The sequence below is a fragment of the Pseudomonas sp. IT-P74 genome (assembly GCF_949768175.1).
Classification (GTDB): domain Bacteria; phylum Pseudomonadota; class Gammaproteobacteria; order Pseudomonadales; family Pseudomonadaceae; genus Aquipseudomonas.
Genome location: NZ_CATKQD010000004.1, coordinates 144,288 through 158,178, shown reverse-complemented (window position 1 = coordinate 158,178; position 13,891 = coordinate 144,288). Strand labels below are relative to the sequence as shown.

Annotated in this window: 9 protein-coding genes and 1 pseudogene; 4 read left to right on the top strand and 6 right to left on the bottom strand. The window is 58.8% G+C overall.

Features of this window, described 5'->3' with window-relative positions:
• Positions 1 to 14 precede the first annotated feature (14 nt).
• Complete coding sequence (gene msrA, locus ACM6J5_RS04370; protein WP_150672357.1) at positions 15 to 665, top strand: peptide-methionine (S)-S-oxide reductase MsrA; 651 nt, start codon at positions 15 to 17, stop codon at positions 663 to 665.
• Between the two features lie 123 nt (positions 666 to 788).
• Here the strand turns inward: msrA and ACM6J5_RS04365 are convergent, their stop codons facing one another.
• Entirely contained in the window at positions 789 to 1,628 is an 840-nt protein-coding gene (locus tag ACM6J5_RS04365) for a 23S rRNA (adenine(2030)-N(6))-methyltransferase RlmJ (RefSeq protein WP_414927891.1), read from the bottom strand.
• Positions 1,629 to 1,835: 207 nt separating this feature from the next.
• Between ACM6J5_RS04365 and ACM6J5_RS04360 the strand changes: the two genes are divergently transcribed.
• Positions 1,836 to 2,330 (top strand): DUF2165 family protein, encoded by a 495-nt coding sequence (locus ACM6J5_RS04360; protein ID WP_095943224.1) that lies wholly within the window; start codon positions 1,836 to 1,838, stop codon positions 2,328 to 2,330.
• An 80-nt stretch (positions 2,331 to 2,410) separates the two neighbouring features.
• Here ACM6J5_RS04360 and ACM6J5_RS04355 read toward each other — a convergent pair.
• The 5 genes and pseudogenes from ACM6J5_RS04355 to putP all read right to left on the bottom strand — a co-directional run.
• Positions 2,411 to 2,529, bottom strand: a pseudogene (locus tag ACM6J5_RS04355) (sodium:proline symporter); the annotation flags it as partial.
• A 21-nt stretch (positions 2,530 to 2,550) separates the two neighbouring features.
• Positions 2,551 to 2,880, bottom strand: a complete 330-nt coding sequence (locus ACM6J5_RS04350) for a hypothetical protein (protein ID WP_150672355.1) — start codon at positions 2,878 to 2,880, stop codon at positions 2,551 to 2,553.
• 530 nt (positions 2,881 to 3,410) lie between these two features.
• Positions 3,411 to 3,659 (bottom strand): hypothetical protein, encoded by a 249-nt coding sequence (locus tag ACM6J5_RS04345; RefSeq protein ID WP_414927890.1) that lies wholly within the window; start codon positions 3,657 to 3,659, stop codon positions 3,411 to 3,413.
• Positions 3,660 to 4,208: 549 nt separating this feature from the next.
• Positions 4,209 to 5,624, bottom strand: a complete 1,416-nt coding sequence (locus ACM6J5_RS04340) for a PAAR domain-containing protein (protein WP_414927889.1) — start codon at positions 5,622 to 5,624, stop codon at positions 4,209 to 4,211.
• A 289-nt stretch (positions 5,625 to 5,913) separates the two neighbouring features.
• Positions 5,914 to 7,398 (bottom strand): sodium/proline symporter PutP, encoded by a 1,485-nt coding sequence (gene putP / locus ACM6J5_RS04335; protein WP_414927888.1) that lies wholly within the window; start codon positions 7,396 to 7,398, stop codon positions 5,914 to 5,916.
• A 461-nt stretch (positions 7,399 to 7,859) separates the two neighbouring features.
• Between putP and putA the strand changes: the two genes are divergently transcribed.
• Together putA and ACM6J5_RS04325 are read left to right on the top strand one after the other, a co-directional pair.
• On the top strand, positions 7,860 to 11,810 hold the full coding sequence (gene putA, locus ACM6J5_RS04330; protein WP_414927887.1) for a trifunctional transcriptional regulator/proline dehydrogenase/L-glutamate gamma-semialdehyde dehydrogenase: 3,951 nt from the start codon (positions 7,860 to 7,862) through the stop codon (positions 11,808 to 11,810).
• 255 nt (positions 11,811 to 12,065) lie between these two features.
• The gene (locus ACM6J5_RS04325; RefSeq protein WP_414927886.1) at positions 12,066 to 13,868 is read left to right on the top strand and encodes an acyl-CoA dehydrogenase; all 1,803 of its coding nucleotides are present in this window, start codon (positions 12,066 to 12,068) and stop codon (positions 13,866 to 13,868) included.
• Positions 13,869 to 13,891: the final 23 nt, after the last annotated feature.

The following is a 13,891-nucleotide window of genomic DNA, read 5'->3' as shown; positions in this document are numbered from 1 at the left end:
TGAGAGGACTGATCATGGTTCTGCGCTCGGAAATTCTGGTGAACAAAAACGTGCTCCCGACTAAAGAACAAGCTCTGCCCGGCCGCGAAACCGCGATGACCCTGCCTGAAAAGCACTTCGTGTTTAAAGACACCCCCTTGCTCGGCCCGTTCTTCGAAGACGTCGACTTCGCGATCTTCGGCCTCGGCTGCTTCTGGGGTGCGGAACGCCGCTTCTGGCAGCGTGAAGGCGTGGTCAGCACCGTGGTCGGTTACGCCGGCGGTTTCACGCCGAACCCGACCTACGAAGAAGTCTGCTCGGGCCTGACCGGTCACACCGAAGTGGTGCTGGTGGTGTACGACAAGGCCAAGGTCAGATACGAAGAACTGCTGGCGATGTTCTGGGAATTGCACAACCCGACGCAAGGCATGCGCCAGGGCAATGACATCGGCACCCAGTACCGTTCGGTGATCTACGCCACCAGCCCGGAACAACTGGACGCGGCGCTCAAGAGCAAGGAAACCTACCAGGTCGAGCTGTCCAAGGCCGGTCTCGGTGAAATCAGCACCGAAATCGACCAGGCCCCGACCGTCTACTTTGCCGAGACGTATCACCAGCAATACCTGGCGAAAAACCCGGAAGGCTATTGCGGCATTGGTGGTACCGGCGTGACCTGCCCGATTTAATCGGTCAACAAACCTGTAGGAGCGAGCTTGCTCGCGATGGTCGTTAACGATAGCGCGTACTTTCTGATTTAACGCGTTGCCTTTGCGTCCATCGCGAGCAAGCTCGCTCCTACAGGTACAGAGTCAACTCTCGGCAATCAACCAATCCATCTGCCACCCACCCTGGGTCTGCCCCAGCTTCCGGGACAACCACGGCAGCAGCTCACGCAACTCTTCCTCAAGCCCCCACGGCGGATTGGCAATCGCCAGCCCGGAGCCGTTCAGGCTGTTGGGCGTATCCAGCGGATGCACCAGCAACTCCACCCGCAACAACTTCGGCGCACCGGTACCGGCCAGGTCCTGATAGAAGCGGCGCAGCGCGCGCTGATCCTTCACCGGGTACCAGATCGCCGCCACGGTCTGGCGCATCCGGCCGATCGCTTCTTTCAACGACGCGGCACAGCGCTGCATCTCGTCGAGTTTCTCAAACGGCGGATCGATCAGCATCACCGCACGCTTCTCAGGCACCGGCAGCAAGGCCCGCGGCACATGCCAGCCCTCGCCCAGGTGCACCTTGACCCGGCGATCACCGGCCATGTTGTCCTTGAGCAGCACGCCGTCTTCCGGGTGTTTCTCGTTGAGCAACACACGGTCCTGCGGACGAGTCAGACGCCGCGCCAACTCCGGCGACCCCGGGTAATAGCGCAACTGGCCATCCGGGTTCATCTCGTGCAGCACTTGCATGTAATCCGCGGTCAGGATCGGCAGATCCGGCTGATCCCACAAACGCGCAATGCCTTCCAGGTACTCACCGGTACGGCTGGCCTGATCACCCTGAAGGTCATACAGACCGATGCCGGCGTGGGTGTCGAGATAGGCAAACGGCTGCTCCTTGCGCGACATCAGGGCGATGAGGCGGGTCAAGGTCAGGTGTTTGAACACATCGGCGTGATTGCCGGCATGGAAGGCGTGACGATAATTCATGGCTGCTCCTGCGAAGGCCGGGAAGTTTACCTTTTACCGGCCGGCAAGTCAGGGGTTGGCAGCCAAGCGGACACTTCGAGCATTCATAGCGGCAACAAGCATGCACCATCACTCGACAAATTCAGAAACGCCTCACAACAGGAAGATTCCCGAACCTGCAAACCGGCGTGATAGCGTTCTTTGTCGAAAAAAGCAAAGGACGCACCAATGACCATTCGCTACGCAAAGATTGCAATGACCCTGGCGCTCGCCGCATTCGCCTTCATGACCGTGTTCAACAACATCACCGACTACGGTTCCAACTTCAACTTCGTCCGGCACGTGCTGAGCATGGACACCACCTTCCCTGACAACGCCGCCCGGTATCGCGCAATTGATCTGCCTTGGGTGTGGCATGGGGCCTACTGGCTGATCATCCTTGGCGAAGCCATTACCTGTGGACTGCTTGGCTACGGCGCACTACAGCTCTGGCGCTCACGGTCAGCCGGTGGGCATGAATTCAGGCAGGCCAGGAAGTGGGCCGTAGCGGGTTTGACGACAGGGTTTTTCGTGTGGTTTTTCGGCTTCATGGTTGTTGGCGGCGAGTGGTTTCTGATGTGGCAATCCGACATCTGGAATGGTCAGGACGCAGCCTTCAGGTTCTACATGGCAATACTGGGTGTGCTGATCTTTCTGAATCAGCCCGATGCCGATCTTGACTGATCCCCAATAAAAAACGGCCCGCATCCATCGGATGCGGGCCGTCTTCTTCAATCAGGAAGCTAAAAGCCTCGCTGGAGGCCTTATTTGTTCAGCATGAAGTCCTTTCCGTCGCGGCGAATCGCTGCAGCATGCCGGCAGACAGCGCGCCCAATTTGCTGACGATGTAGATCGTCAGGCTGGCGAAGATGAAGCCCGTGATCTTTTGATCTTGTGGCGACGTCTACGCCGCCGCTGTAGGCCGCGCCCGCAACCGCCGTCCAACCACATCCAGCACATCACAGCCATCGCGCAACGAAATGGCGCAGAGCAAGGCGAAATCGCTGAGGATGAAGGACTCGCACTCGATCGAACCGCGCATCGACAGGTTCTCCAGCACTTGGGTGACTGCACGGATTCTGTAGTTGGCGGCGTCGCTGAGGATGTCGAGTGGCGCGTGGGTGTCGACGAACAGGGTGGGCATGTCGGTGCAGTTGCTGGTCAATGCCATGAAGCGGCTGTCGGGATGGGGGATTGGTTTTTTGTAAGGTGGGTCGGGATGTATGAATTTCATTTTTAACGCTCTAAGGAGGAAATGGACCTGCCATCAGCCTTCCTACGGGCTAGGGTGGCAGCTATGCACGGGGTAGGAATATCGAGACCCTTAGAGCAAAACTCGACCACGCCGAAGCGTGCCCGCGCATAGCCGCCGCAACTGATCTTACGGCCGCATGCAAACGGCCGCAAACCAGGCTGTGACGCCAATGTAGCTCTAACGGTCTTGAGAGGTTCCTACACCCCACCACTGAGTTGTCAGTGGCTGGCAAAGACTATCGGCAGCCCCCTCGTGGCACCAGTTCATGAAAGCCGCTACGTTTTGAAGGAAACGTCCTAGGACCTTGCCCGGAAAGTTCGCAGCGACCTCAATCCACCATAGAGCTTCTTGCAACTTAACCCGGGCATTACTGGATGTAGCCAAGCGCGTTAACTGCAAAAAGCGCAAGCAATAGAGCAATACAAGCAACCCCGCCCCAGTGCAAAACTATTAGTTTTTTCCTAAGTCCTCCAGGAAAAGCTTCCAGATCTTTCGCATCGGCCCCGCCATCACGGAGATAAAATTTTTGGCATAGTCATCACGCCCATTACTGCACCAAGTACGAACAGCCTGCCCCACGCTCCGCCGTTCTTGAAAGGAGCCCGGACCATAATAGCCGGGCAGTTTTTCAAATGATCCAGCACTACATCCATTTTGGCGCAAGCCAAATGCAAAGCAACACCCAGGAAAACTAGAAGCCCGCCAAAACCAGTAATGCTGATGCACAGAAATAACTTTTGCGCGAAGCTTACGCTCATTTCAGCGTCTCGTAGATTAATTCGCCTGTTTTTTCACCCGTCTTGCCGAGGGCAAATCCTTTAGCCAAAGAGCCAGCTCCTGCCACTACAAGCCTACATATCAGGGATCCCGCGCCTGCAGTGGGTGGAATGGGCACGCTATCCGGAGGGCTGCGTGCCCATTTGTTAGTTAATCAAGTACTCCTGACCACCCTATACAGGCTAATAGCACCATAGAGATGAAAACCCCTATAAAGCCCCATTGTAGTGCTACAAGTTTTCGCCTGAGGTGCAAGGGGAAGCTTTTAACATCTTCAGCATTGAGAATTCCATGCTTCAAAAAAAACCGAGGAAATGTCACGACAAAAGACACTCCTCCAACTAGTTGTAGTTTACCGTAAGGACCTGAGTGTCTTTGCGTAGCACTAGTCATACTTGAAGTGCTATTTTTGAAATACTTAGACATCTGATCGCCCTGGGTATACCCCAAGTAAAGAGCAAGTGTGATGCAAATGAAAAGACCAACGGCCACGAAGCAACTCAAGCTACCAACAACAAATCCTGCGGTAGTCATTTCGTCGCCTCATAAATCACTTCGCCAGCCATTTCGCCTAACTTACCACCCACTTCGCCACCTACGTAAGCGCCAGCGCCAACCACGACGATACTGCATGCCAACGTCCCTATCCCGCCTGTAGGCACCCCTAATCCAATGCAGAGTGCACCGACGACCGGGGCACTTAACATCCAGCCAGCACCCATGCCACCGCCGATACCAACAACAAAACTCCCCGACTCAGTAAACCTGATTCGCTCGCAGGCTTCAGCATTTCCCCCTGCACACACATCCTGCACCTTCATTGCTGACTCCCCCCCACCAATGGCCGTGCCGACCCAGCCACCGTACTTAAGGTACTTGGAAGCCTTGGCCACACCCTCAAGATGAGTTGCGTATCCTGGCATCTGCCCTACGCCGCCAGCTTCAGTCCAGCGGTGAACCAGGCTGGGAGGAGAAAGGAACATTGCACGATTCAAATTGGGGTGATCGGGGAAACCGATACCTTTGCGAGTCAGGCTTGTCATGTGGATATCGAGTTGAGCGAGCAGCTTTTGCCGCTCTGCCAGAAACGCCGGTGAGCTCAGGTGGCCATCGCGCAGGAATGAATGCTGATGCAACGCTTCGATTTTTTTCAGGGTTTCGCTGACGTTATCCAGATTATTTTTGAAAATACTCGCGCCGACACCAATGGCGTCAGAGCCGAAGCCCAAGATAGTCTGGATGGCATCCCGGTGTTGCACCATGAAATCCGCTTCTTCCGGGCTAAGCGTTTCAAGCACCTGATTGGTCCTGGCTGCCACATCCATAAGCAGCGCTTCTTCACGGGTGCACTGGTAGTTATTGGGATCACTCAGCACGATCAGCGAGCCGGCTTTGACGTCGCGCAGGTTGGGATTGAGCAATTTGAATTTGCCCATCACTGCCGGGTCGCGCAGGGTGAAAAGCGAGGCCTCAAGCTGTTCGCGGGAGGTGCTCTTCGGAACGATGTAAAAGCCCGGCTCTACTAACTCTGCGCTGTTGTTACGCACCAGCATGGGAGGAGTTGGCGTCGGCGCGAAGCTGGATGATCTCGAAGTTACCGGAGCTCTCGCAGTTGCGGGTTCGACTTGCGCAGTGGCGGTTCGCGTGGCGTGAGGTGCAGCACTGCGCTCGGACTGGTAGCCCGCCGTGTCCTGCGACGGGATCAGCCCGGCTTTGCAAGGACAACTACTGAAACTATCCAGCGATCCCGCTACCATCCTGCCATTGCTTTTGAAGTAGGAAACACCGCCAGCGATCACGTAGATTTTATTGTCTTTGCCGCAGGAAACCGGGTCACCGTCGCGCGCATGGGCGAAGCCATACATCATGATATGAGTATCGCACTCCAGAACTTTGCCACCGCAAGTGGTCTCGTCACCTTCGCGAATGAAGTACCCCTTGGCCATTGCTGTTCTCCCTTTCTACGGCGCCTCAGTTATGAGAGCGCACCACTGTTAACGATGGATATCGCCGACTCGGAATGAGTGGCTTGACGCAAAGTACGTGGACAGAGATGAAACTCAAGACGGCCGAGAAAATCAGGAAATGTCTTACGACCAGCACTGAAAAGGACCACGGATATTGGAGGGCCAATGCTTGTTTTTCGAACTTGGCTTGCAAAAAAAAACGGCCCGCACTGTTAAAGCTGCGAGCCGTTTTTTTATCAGGGATGGGTAGAGTTCAACCCATCACTCATCACTTGTTCAGGCGGTAATCATTCTCTGCAGCAGCAAAACGCTGGAACATGCCGGCAGTCGGCGTGCCCATTTTGCTGACGAAGTAGATCGCCAGGCTGGCGAAGATGAAACCAGGGATGATTTCGTACAGGCCCAGCAGTTCGAAGTGTTTCCAGACGATCACGGTGATCGCGCCGACCAGGATACCGGCCAGTGCGCCGTTGCGGGTCATGTCTTTCCAGATCACGGAGATCAGCACGACCGGACCGAATGCGGCACCGAAGCCGGCCCAGGCGTAGCTCACCAGACCCAGTACACGGTTTTCCGGGTTGGCCGCCAGAGCGATGGCAACCAGGGCCACCAACAGCACCATGGCACGGCCGACCCAGACCAGTTCGACCTGGGAAGCGGATTTACGCAGGAAGGTCTTGTAGAAGTCTTCGGTCAGGGCGCTCGAGCACACCAGCAACTGGCAGCTCAGGGTGCTCATGACGGCAGCCAGGATGGCCGACAGCAGGATACCCGCGATCCAGGGGTTGAAGAGGATCTTGGCCAGTTCGATGAACACACGCTCGTGGTTCTCGGAGACTGCGCCCGCCATGTCCGGGTGCGCCGAGAAGTAGGCGATACCGAAGAAGCCGACGGCCACGGTGCCGCCCAGGCACAGGATCATCCAGGTCATGGAGATGCGACGGGCCTTGGCGATCGATTTAACCGAATCGGCAGCCATGAAACGCGCCAGGATGTGCGGCTGGCCGAAGTAGCCCAGACCCCAGCCCATCAGCGAAATGATGCCGATGAAAGTGGTGCCCTTGAGCATGTCGAAGTTGCTTGGATCTTGCGCTTCGATGGCCAGGAAAGTGGTGTCGACGCCGCCAGTGGCCAGCAGCACGATAACCGGCGTCAGGATCAACGCGAAGATCATCAGGGTGGCTTGTACGGTATCGGTCCAGCTTACAGCCAGGAATCCGCCGATAAAGGTGTAGGCAATCGTCGCCGCGGCACCGGCCCACAGCGCCGTCTCGTAGGACATGCCGAAGGTGCTTTCGAACAGACGGGCACCGGCCACGATGCCGGAAGCGCAGTAGATGGTGAAGAACACCAGGATCACGACCGCGGAGATGATCCGCAGCAGGCCGCTTTTGTCTTCGAAACGGCTGGCGAAGTAGTCCGGCAGGGTCAGTGCATCACCGTTGTGCTCGGTCTGCACACGCAGACGGCCGGCGACGAACAGCCAATTCAGGTAGGCGCCGATGATCAGGCCGATGGCGATCCAGCTTTCGGACAGACCGGACATGTAGATCGCGCCGGGCAAGCCCATCAACAACCAGCCGCTCATGTCGGAGGCACCGGCGGACAGTGCGGTCACGACGCTGCCCAGGCTACGGCCGCCCAGAATGTAGTCGGAAAGGTTGTTGGTGGAGCGATAGGCCATCAAGCCGATCAGCACCATTGCTGCGATGTAGATCACGAACGTGATCAGGGTTGGATTGCTTACGCTCATTAAGTTACGCCCTGGCTTTGTTTTTATGTAGCGGCGGCTGGTGAACCGCTCGCAAACGCATACGTTTGACAGACGATCCGGGTTCCCGCGCATTTATGACTGATGTTTCCCCAGGAAAGCCATCAGCCGGAGTACCCGGATTTTGTCCGGGTTGCACCTTGGGCACGAATGCTATTCAACAAAGCAAATAAGGTGCAACCAGTTTCTCGAGAATAAGTTGCACCCAGTCGGAAATAAATTTCAAACCCGGTTTTTTGCTCCTTTTCGGAGCAAGAACGAGAGTCAACTACCCTAAAAAGCACCAAGCAGAGGCAGCACTCGCGTACCGGAATTTATTTCCTGACGAGCTGCGTAATATTCCGATAAAAAAAGGGTTGCACCCGGTTGCACCTCAACAGTCGCACGGCTAATCTTGCCGCCAGCTGATGCCACGCAGTCGTGGCAAACATGAGGATAAAAACATGGCTACCACCACCCTTGGGGTCAAACTTGACGACCCGACCCGCGAACGCCTCAAGGCCGCCGCGACCTCGATTGATCGCACGCCGCACTGGCTGATCAAGCAGGCAATCTTCAATTACCTGGAAAAACTCGAGGGTGGTGCAACCCTGTCCGAGCTGAACGGTTCGACCAAGGATTCCGACGACAGCGTCGACGCGCCTCTGGATCACGCCCACCAGTGCTTCCTCGAATTCGCCGAAAGCATCCTGCCGCAATCGGTACTGCGCGCCTCGATCACCGCCGCCTACCGTCGCCCCGAGCCGGAAGTCGTGCCGATGCTGATCGAGCAGGCACGCCTGCCGGCACCAATGGCCGAAGCCACCAACAAGCTCGCTGCCTCGATTGCTGAAAAACTGCGCAACCAGAAGAGCGCCGGCGGCCGTGCCGGCATCGTTCAGGGCCTGCTGCAGGAATTCTCCCTGTCGTCCCAGGAAGGCGTGGCGCTGATGTGCCTGGCCGAAGCGCTGCTGCGCATCCCGGACAAAGGCACCCGCGACGCCCTGATCCGCGACAAGATCAGCACCGGCAACTGGCAGCCGCACCTGGGCAACAGCCCGTCGCTGTTCGTCAACGCCGCCACCTGGGGTTTGCTGCTGACCGGCAAACTGGTGTCGACCCACAACGAAGCCGGCCTGACTTCGTCCCTGAGCCGCATCATCGGCAAGAGCGGCGAGCCGATGATCCGCAAGGGCGTCGACATGGCCATGCGCCTGATGGGCGAGCAGTTCGTGACCGGCGAAACCATCGCCGAAGCCCTGGCCAACGCCAGCAAGTTCGAAGCCAAGGGCTTCCGCTATTCCTACGACATGCTGGGTGAAGCCGCGCTCACTGAGCACGACGCCCAGAAGTACCTGGCCTCGTACGAACAAGCCATCCACTCGATCGGCAAAGCCTCCCACGGTCGCGGGATTTATGAAGGCCCGGGCATCTCGATCAAGCTGTCCGCCCTGCACCCGCGTTACAGCCGCGCCCAGTACGAGCGCGTGATGGACGAGCTGTACCCGCGCCTGCTGTCGCTGACCCTGCTGGCCAAGCAATACGACATCGGCCTGAACATCGACGCCGAAGAAGCCGACCGCCTCGAGCTGTCGCTGGATCTGCTCGAGCGCCTGTGCTTCGAGCCGCAACTGACTGGCTGGAACGGCATCGGCTTCGTGATCCAGGCTTACCAGAAGCGTTGCCCGTACGTGATCGACTACGTGATCGACCTGGCTCGCCGCAGCCGTCATCGCCTGATGATCCGCCTGGTGAAAGGCGCGTACTGGGACAGCGAGATCAAGCGCGCCCAGGTCGAAGGCCTGGAAGGCTACCCGGTCTACACCCGCAAGGTGTACACCGACGTTTCCTACATCGCTTGCGCCCGCAAGCTGCTGTCGGTGCCGGAAGTCATCTATCCGCAGTTCGCCACGCACAACGCCCACACCCTGTCGGCCATTTATCACATCGCCGGTCAGAATTATTACCCGGGCCAGTACGAGTTCCAGTGCCTGCACGGCATGGGTGAACCACTGTACGAACAGGTTGTAGGCAAAGTTTCCGAAGGCAAGCTGAACCGTCCGTGCCGCGTGTACGCTCCGGTCGGCACCCACGAAACCCTGCTGGCTTACCTGGTGCGTCGCCTGCTGGAAAACGGCGCGAACACCTCGTTCGTCAACCGCATCGCCGACCAGTCGATTTCGATCCAGGAACTGGTGGCCGATCCGGTAGCCAGCATCGAGCAGATGGCCACCGTGGAAGGTGGTTTCGGCCTGCCGCACCCGCGCATTCCGCTGCCGCGCGACCTCTATGGCTCCGAGCGCGCCAACTCCAGCGGCATCGACATGGCCAACGAACATCGTTTGGCGTCGCTGTCCTGCGCGCTTCTCGCTACTGCACACAACCACTGGAAAGCGGCGCCGATGCTCGGTTGCGCCTCCAGCACCGAAACTCCAGCCCCTGTGCTGAACCCGTCCGATCTGCGTGACGTGGTCGGTCATGTGCAGGAAGCGACCGTCGAAGACGTCGACAACGCGGTCCAGTGCGCCCTCAACGCTGCACCGATCTGGCAGGCCACTCCGCCCGCCGAGCGCGCCGCGATCCTGGAACGCGCCGCCGACCTGATGGAAGCCGAGATCCAGCCACTGATGGGCCTGCTGGCCCGCGAAGCCGGCAAGACCTTCGCCAATGCCATCGCCGAAGTGCGTGAAGCCGTGGACTTCCTGCGTTATTACGCGGTACAGGCACGCAACGACTTCACCAACGACGCTCACCGTCCATTGGGTCCGGTTGTATGCATCAGCCCGTGGAACTTCCCGCTGGCGATCTTCAGTGGTCAAGTGGCTGCTGCGTTGGCCGCCGGTAACCCGGTTTTGGCCAAACCTGCCGAACAGACTCCGCTGGTCGCTGCTCAGGCCGTGCGCCTGATGCTCGAAGCCGGCATCCCGGAAGGCGTGCTGCAACTGCTGCCGGGCCGTGGCGAAACCGTTGGGGCCGGTCTGGTCGGCGATGATCGCGTTAAAGGCGTGATGTTCACCGGTTCCACCGAAGTCGCGCGCTTGCTGCAACGCAACATTGCCGGTCGCCTGGACAGCCAGGGCCGTCCGATCCCGCTGATCGCCGAAACCGGTGGCCAGAACGCAATGATCGTCGACTCTTCGGCACTGACCGAACAAGTCGTGATCGACGTGGTGTCCTCGGCCTTCGACAGTGCCGGTCAGCGTTGCTCGGCTCTGCGTGTACTGTGCTTGCAGGAAGATTCCGCAGACCGCGTCATCGAAATGCTCAAGGGCGCGATGGCTGAAAGCCGTCTGGGCAACCCTGAGCGTCTGTCCGTGGACATCGGCCCAGTGATCGACGCCGAAGCCAAGGCTGGCATCGAGAAGCACATCCAGGCCATGCGTGACAAAGGTCGCAGCGTGTACCAGGTGGCCATCGCCGATGCTGAAGAAGTCAAACGCGGCACCTTCGTGATGCCAACGCTGATCGAACTGGAAAGTTTCGACGAGTTGCAGCGAGAAATCTTCGGCCCGGTGCTGCACGTTGTTCGCTACAAGCGCAAGGACATCGATCAACTGATCGGCCAGATCAACGCTTCCGGCTACGGCCTGACCCTGGGCGTGCACACCCGCATCGACGAGACCATCGCCAAGGTGATCGACAACGTCAATGCCGGTAACGTCTACGTCAACCGCAACATCGTTGGCGCAGTAGTAGGCGTGCAGCCATTCGGCGGCGAAGGCCTGTCGGGTACCGGCCCGAAAGCCGGCGGCCCGCTGTACCTGTACCGCCTGCTGTCGACCCGCCCTGCGGATGCGATCGAACAGTCCTTCGCTCGTGGCGATGCTGCCGCGGCACCGGACGTTCGTCTGCGCGACGCCATGAGCAAGCCGCTGACCGCCCTGAAAGCCTGGGCCGACAGCCACAAGTTCGCCGACCTGAGCACCCTGTGCGTGCAGTTCGCCGCGCAATCGCAAAGCGGCATCACCCGTCTCCTGGCCGGCCCGACCGGCGAGCGCAACAGCTATGCGATCCTGCCGCGTGAACACGTGCTGTGCCTGGCGGAAGTCGAAGGCGATCTGCTGACTCAATTGGCAGCGGTATTGGCTGTCGGTGGTTCGGCGGTATGGCTGGAAGCTGACATGACCAAGGCCTTGTTCGCACGCCTGCCGAAGGACATTCAGGCACGCATCAAGCTGGTTTCCGACTGGAACAAGGACGAAGTGGTGTTTGATGCGGTTGTGCATCACGGTCACTCCGACCAGTTGCGTGCGGTGTGCCAGCAGGTTGCCAAGCGCGCCGGCGCCATCGTCGGTGTGCAGGGCCTGTCGCAAGGCGAAACCAACATTGCGCTGGAACGCCTGGTGATCGAGCGTGCGCTGAGCGTCAACACGGCTGCAGCGGGTGGTAATGCCAGTTTGATGACCATCGGTTAAAACCGATAAACCGGGCAGCCGCAATGGCTGCCTGACAATCAAATCCCTGTAGGAGTGAGCCTGCTCGCGATAGCGGTCTGTCGGTCACATCTGTTTCGGATGTGCCGCCGTCATCGCGAGCAGGCTCACTCCTACAGTTGTTTTGTGGTGCCTGCTAGGTCACTTCTCTACCCAACTATCACGCTCATCAATCATGCTATTCAGCATAAATTCACAAGCCTAGACTCGGCCCATTCCAACAAAAGGTAGGCCGCCATGTCCGAGACGTTGCTCAGTTCCCGCAATCTGGCTTTCGAGCTGTATGAAGTCCTTGATGCCGAGGGCCTGACCCAGCGTGAGCGTTTTGCCGAGCACAATCGCGAAACCTTCGATGCGGCCATCGGTACCGCCCGCAGCATCGCCGAGAAATTCTTCGCTCCGCACAACCGCAAGGGCGACGAGAACGAACCGCGCTACGAGAACGGTCAGGCGATTCTGATTCCGGAAGTGAAACCGGCGGTGGATGCCTTCCTCGAAGCCGGCTTCCTCAACGCCGCGCGCAGTTTCGACGCTGGCGGCATGCAGCTTCCTACGCTGCTGTCCCAGGCCTGCTTCGCGCACTTTCAATCGGCCAACGCGGCTTCGACGTCATACCCGTTCCTGACCATGGGCGCGGCGAACCTGATCGAAAGCTTCGGCACCGAAGAGCAGAAGCGCCGCTTCCTGCAACCGATGATCGACGGCCGTTTCTTCGGCACCATGGCCCTGACCGAACCCCACGCGGGCTCGTCGCTGTCGGATATTCGTACCCGCGCAGAACCTGCGTCCGACGGCACTTATCGCCTCAAGGGCAACAAGATCTTCATCTCCGGCGGCGATCACCCGTTGTCGGAAAACATCGTACACATGGTGCTGGCCAAGCTGCCGGACGCGCCGGCCGGGGTGAAGGGCATTTCGCTGTTCATCGTGCCCAAGTTCCTGGTCAACGACGATGGCAGCCTCGGCCAGCGCAACGATGTGTTGCTGGCCGGGCTGTTCCACAAGATGGGCTGGCGTGGCACCACCTCTACAGCACTTAATTTCGGCGATAACGGCGAGTGCGTCGGCTATCTGGTGGGCAAGCCGCACAAGGGCTTGAGCTACATGTTCCAGATGATGAACGAGGCGCGGATCGGCGTCGGCATGGGGGCGGTGATGCTCGGTTACGCCGGCTATCTGTATTCGTTGGACTACGCCCGCGAGCGTCCACAGGGTCGCGTACCGGACAGCAAGGACCCGAACACCGCGCCGGTGGCGATCATTCAGCACGCCGACGTCAAACGCATGCTGCTGACACAAAAGGCCTACGTCGAAGGCTCATTCGACCTTGGCCTGTACGCGGCGCGGCTGTTCGATGACACCACCACCCTTGCGACCGAAGCCGAACGCAAACAGGCCCATGAACTGCTGGACTTGCTGACGCCGATCGTCAAATCCTGGCCGTCGGAGTTCTGCCTGAAGGCCAACGAACTGGCGATCCAGATCCTCGGCGGCCACGGCTACACCCGCGAATACCCGGTGGAGCAGTACTACCGCGACAACCGCCTGAACCCGATCCACGAAGGCACCCACGGTATTCAATCGCTGGACCTGCTGGGCCGAAAACTGGCGCAGAACGGTGGTGCGGGGCTCAAGCAACTGATCCGCCTGATCGCCGACACTGGCGAGCGAGCACAGGCGCTGGATTCGCTGACGCCACTGCGCGAGCCGCTGGAGAAACTGGTGGCGCGCCTGCAAACCGTGACCATCGGCCTGCTGACCGACCTGGCCCAAGGCAAGGTCAACAGCAGCCTGGCGAACTCGGCGTTGTACCTGAAGGTATTTGGTCACACGGTGATTGGCTGGCGCTGGCTGGAACAGGCGATCCGTGCCGAGGAAGGGTTGGCCAAGGGTAATGCGGCGGATGTGAGCTTCTATAAAGGCAAGCTGCAGGCGGCGCGCTACTTCCTGACCTGGGAAGTGCCGGGTTGTCATCATGAGCTGGCGATTCTTGAGGCTCGGGATGATGTTTGCCTGGGGATGCAGGATGAGTGGTTCTGATCCCGGATCCATGGTGTAGCTGA

Excerpts from the sequence above, each read along its gene's own strand:
- msrA (WP_150672357.1), top strand. The coding sequence starts at position 15 with ATGGTTCTGCGCTCGGAAATTCTGGTGAACAAAAACGTGCTCCCGACT.
- ACM6J5_RS04365 (WP_414927891.1), bottom strand. The coding sequence starts at position 1,628 with ATGAATTATCGTCACGCCTTCCATGCCGGCAATCACGCCGATGTGTTC.
- ACM6J5_RS04360 (WP_095943224.1), top strand. The coding sequence starts at position 1,836 with ATGACCATTCGCTACGCAAAGATTGCAATGACCCTGGCGCTCGCCGCA.
- ACM6J5_RS04350 (WP_150672355.1), bottom strand. The coding sequence starts at position 2,880 with ATGAAATTCATACATCCCGACCCACCTTACAAAAAACCAATCCCCCAT.
- ACM6J5_RS04345 (WP_414927890.1), bottom strand. The coding sequence starts at position 3,659 with ATGAGCGTAAGCTTCGCGCAAAAGTTATTTCTGTGCATCAGCATTACT.
- ACM6J5_RS04340 (WP_414927889.1), bottom strand. The coding sequence starts at position 5,624 with ATGGCCAAGGGGTACTTCATTCGCGAAGGTGACGAGACCACTTGCGGT.
- putP (WP_414927888.1), bottom strand. The coding sequence starts at position 7,398 with ATGAGCGTAAGCAATCCAACCCTGATCACGTTCGTGATCTACATCGCA.
- putA (WP_414927887.1), top strand. The coding sequence starts at position 7,860 with ATGGCTACCACCACCCTTGGGGTCAAACTTGACGACCCGACCCGCGAA.
- ACM6J5_RS04325 (WP_414927886.1), top strand. The coding sequence starts at position 12,066 with ATGTCCGAGACGTTGCTCAGTTCCCGCAATCTGGCTTTCGAGCTGTAT.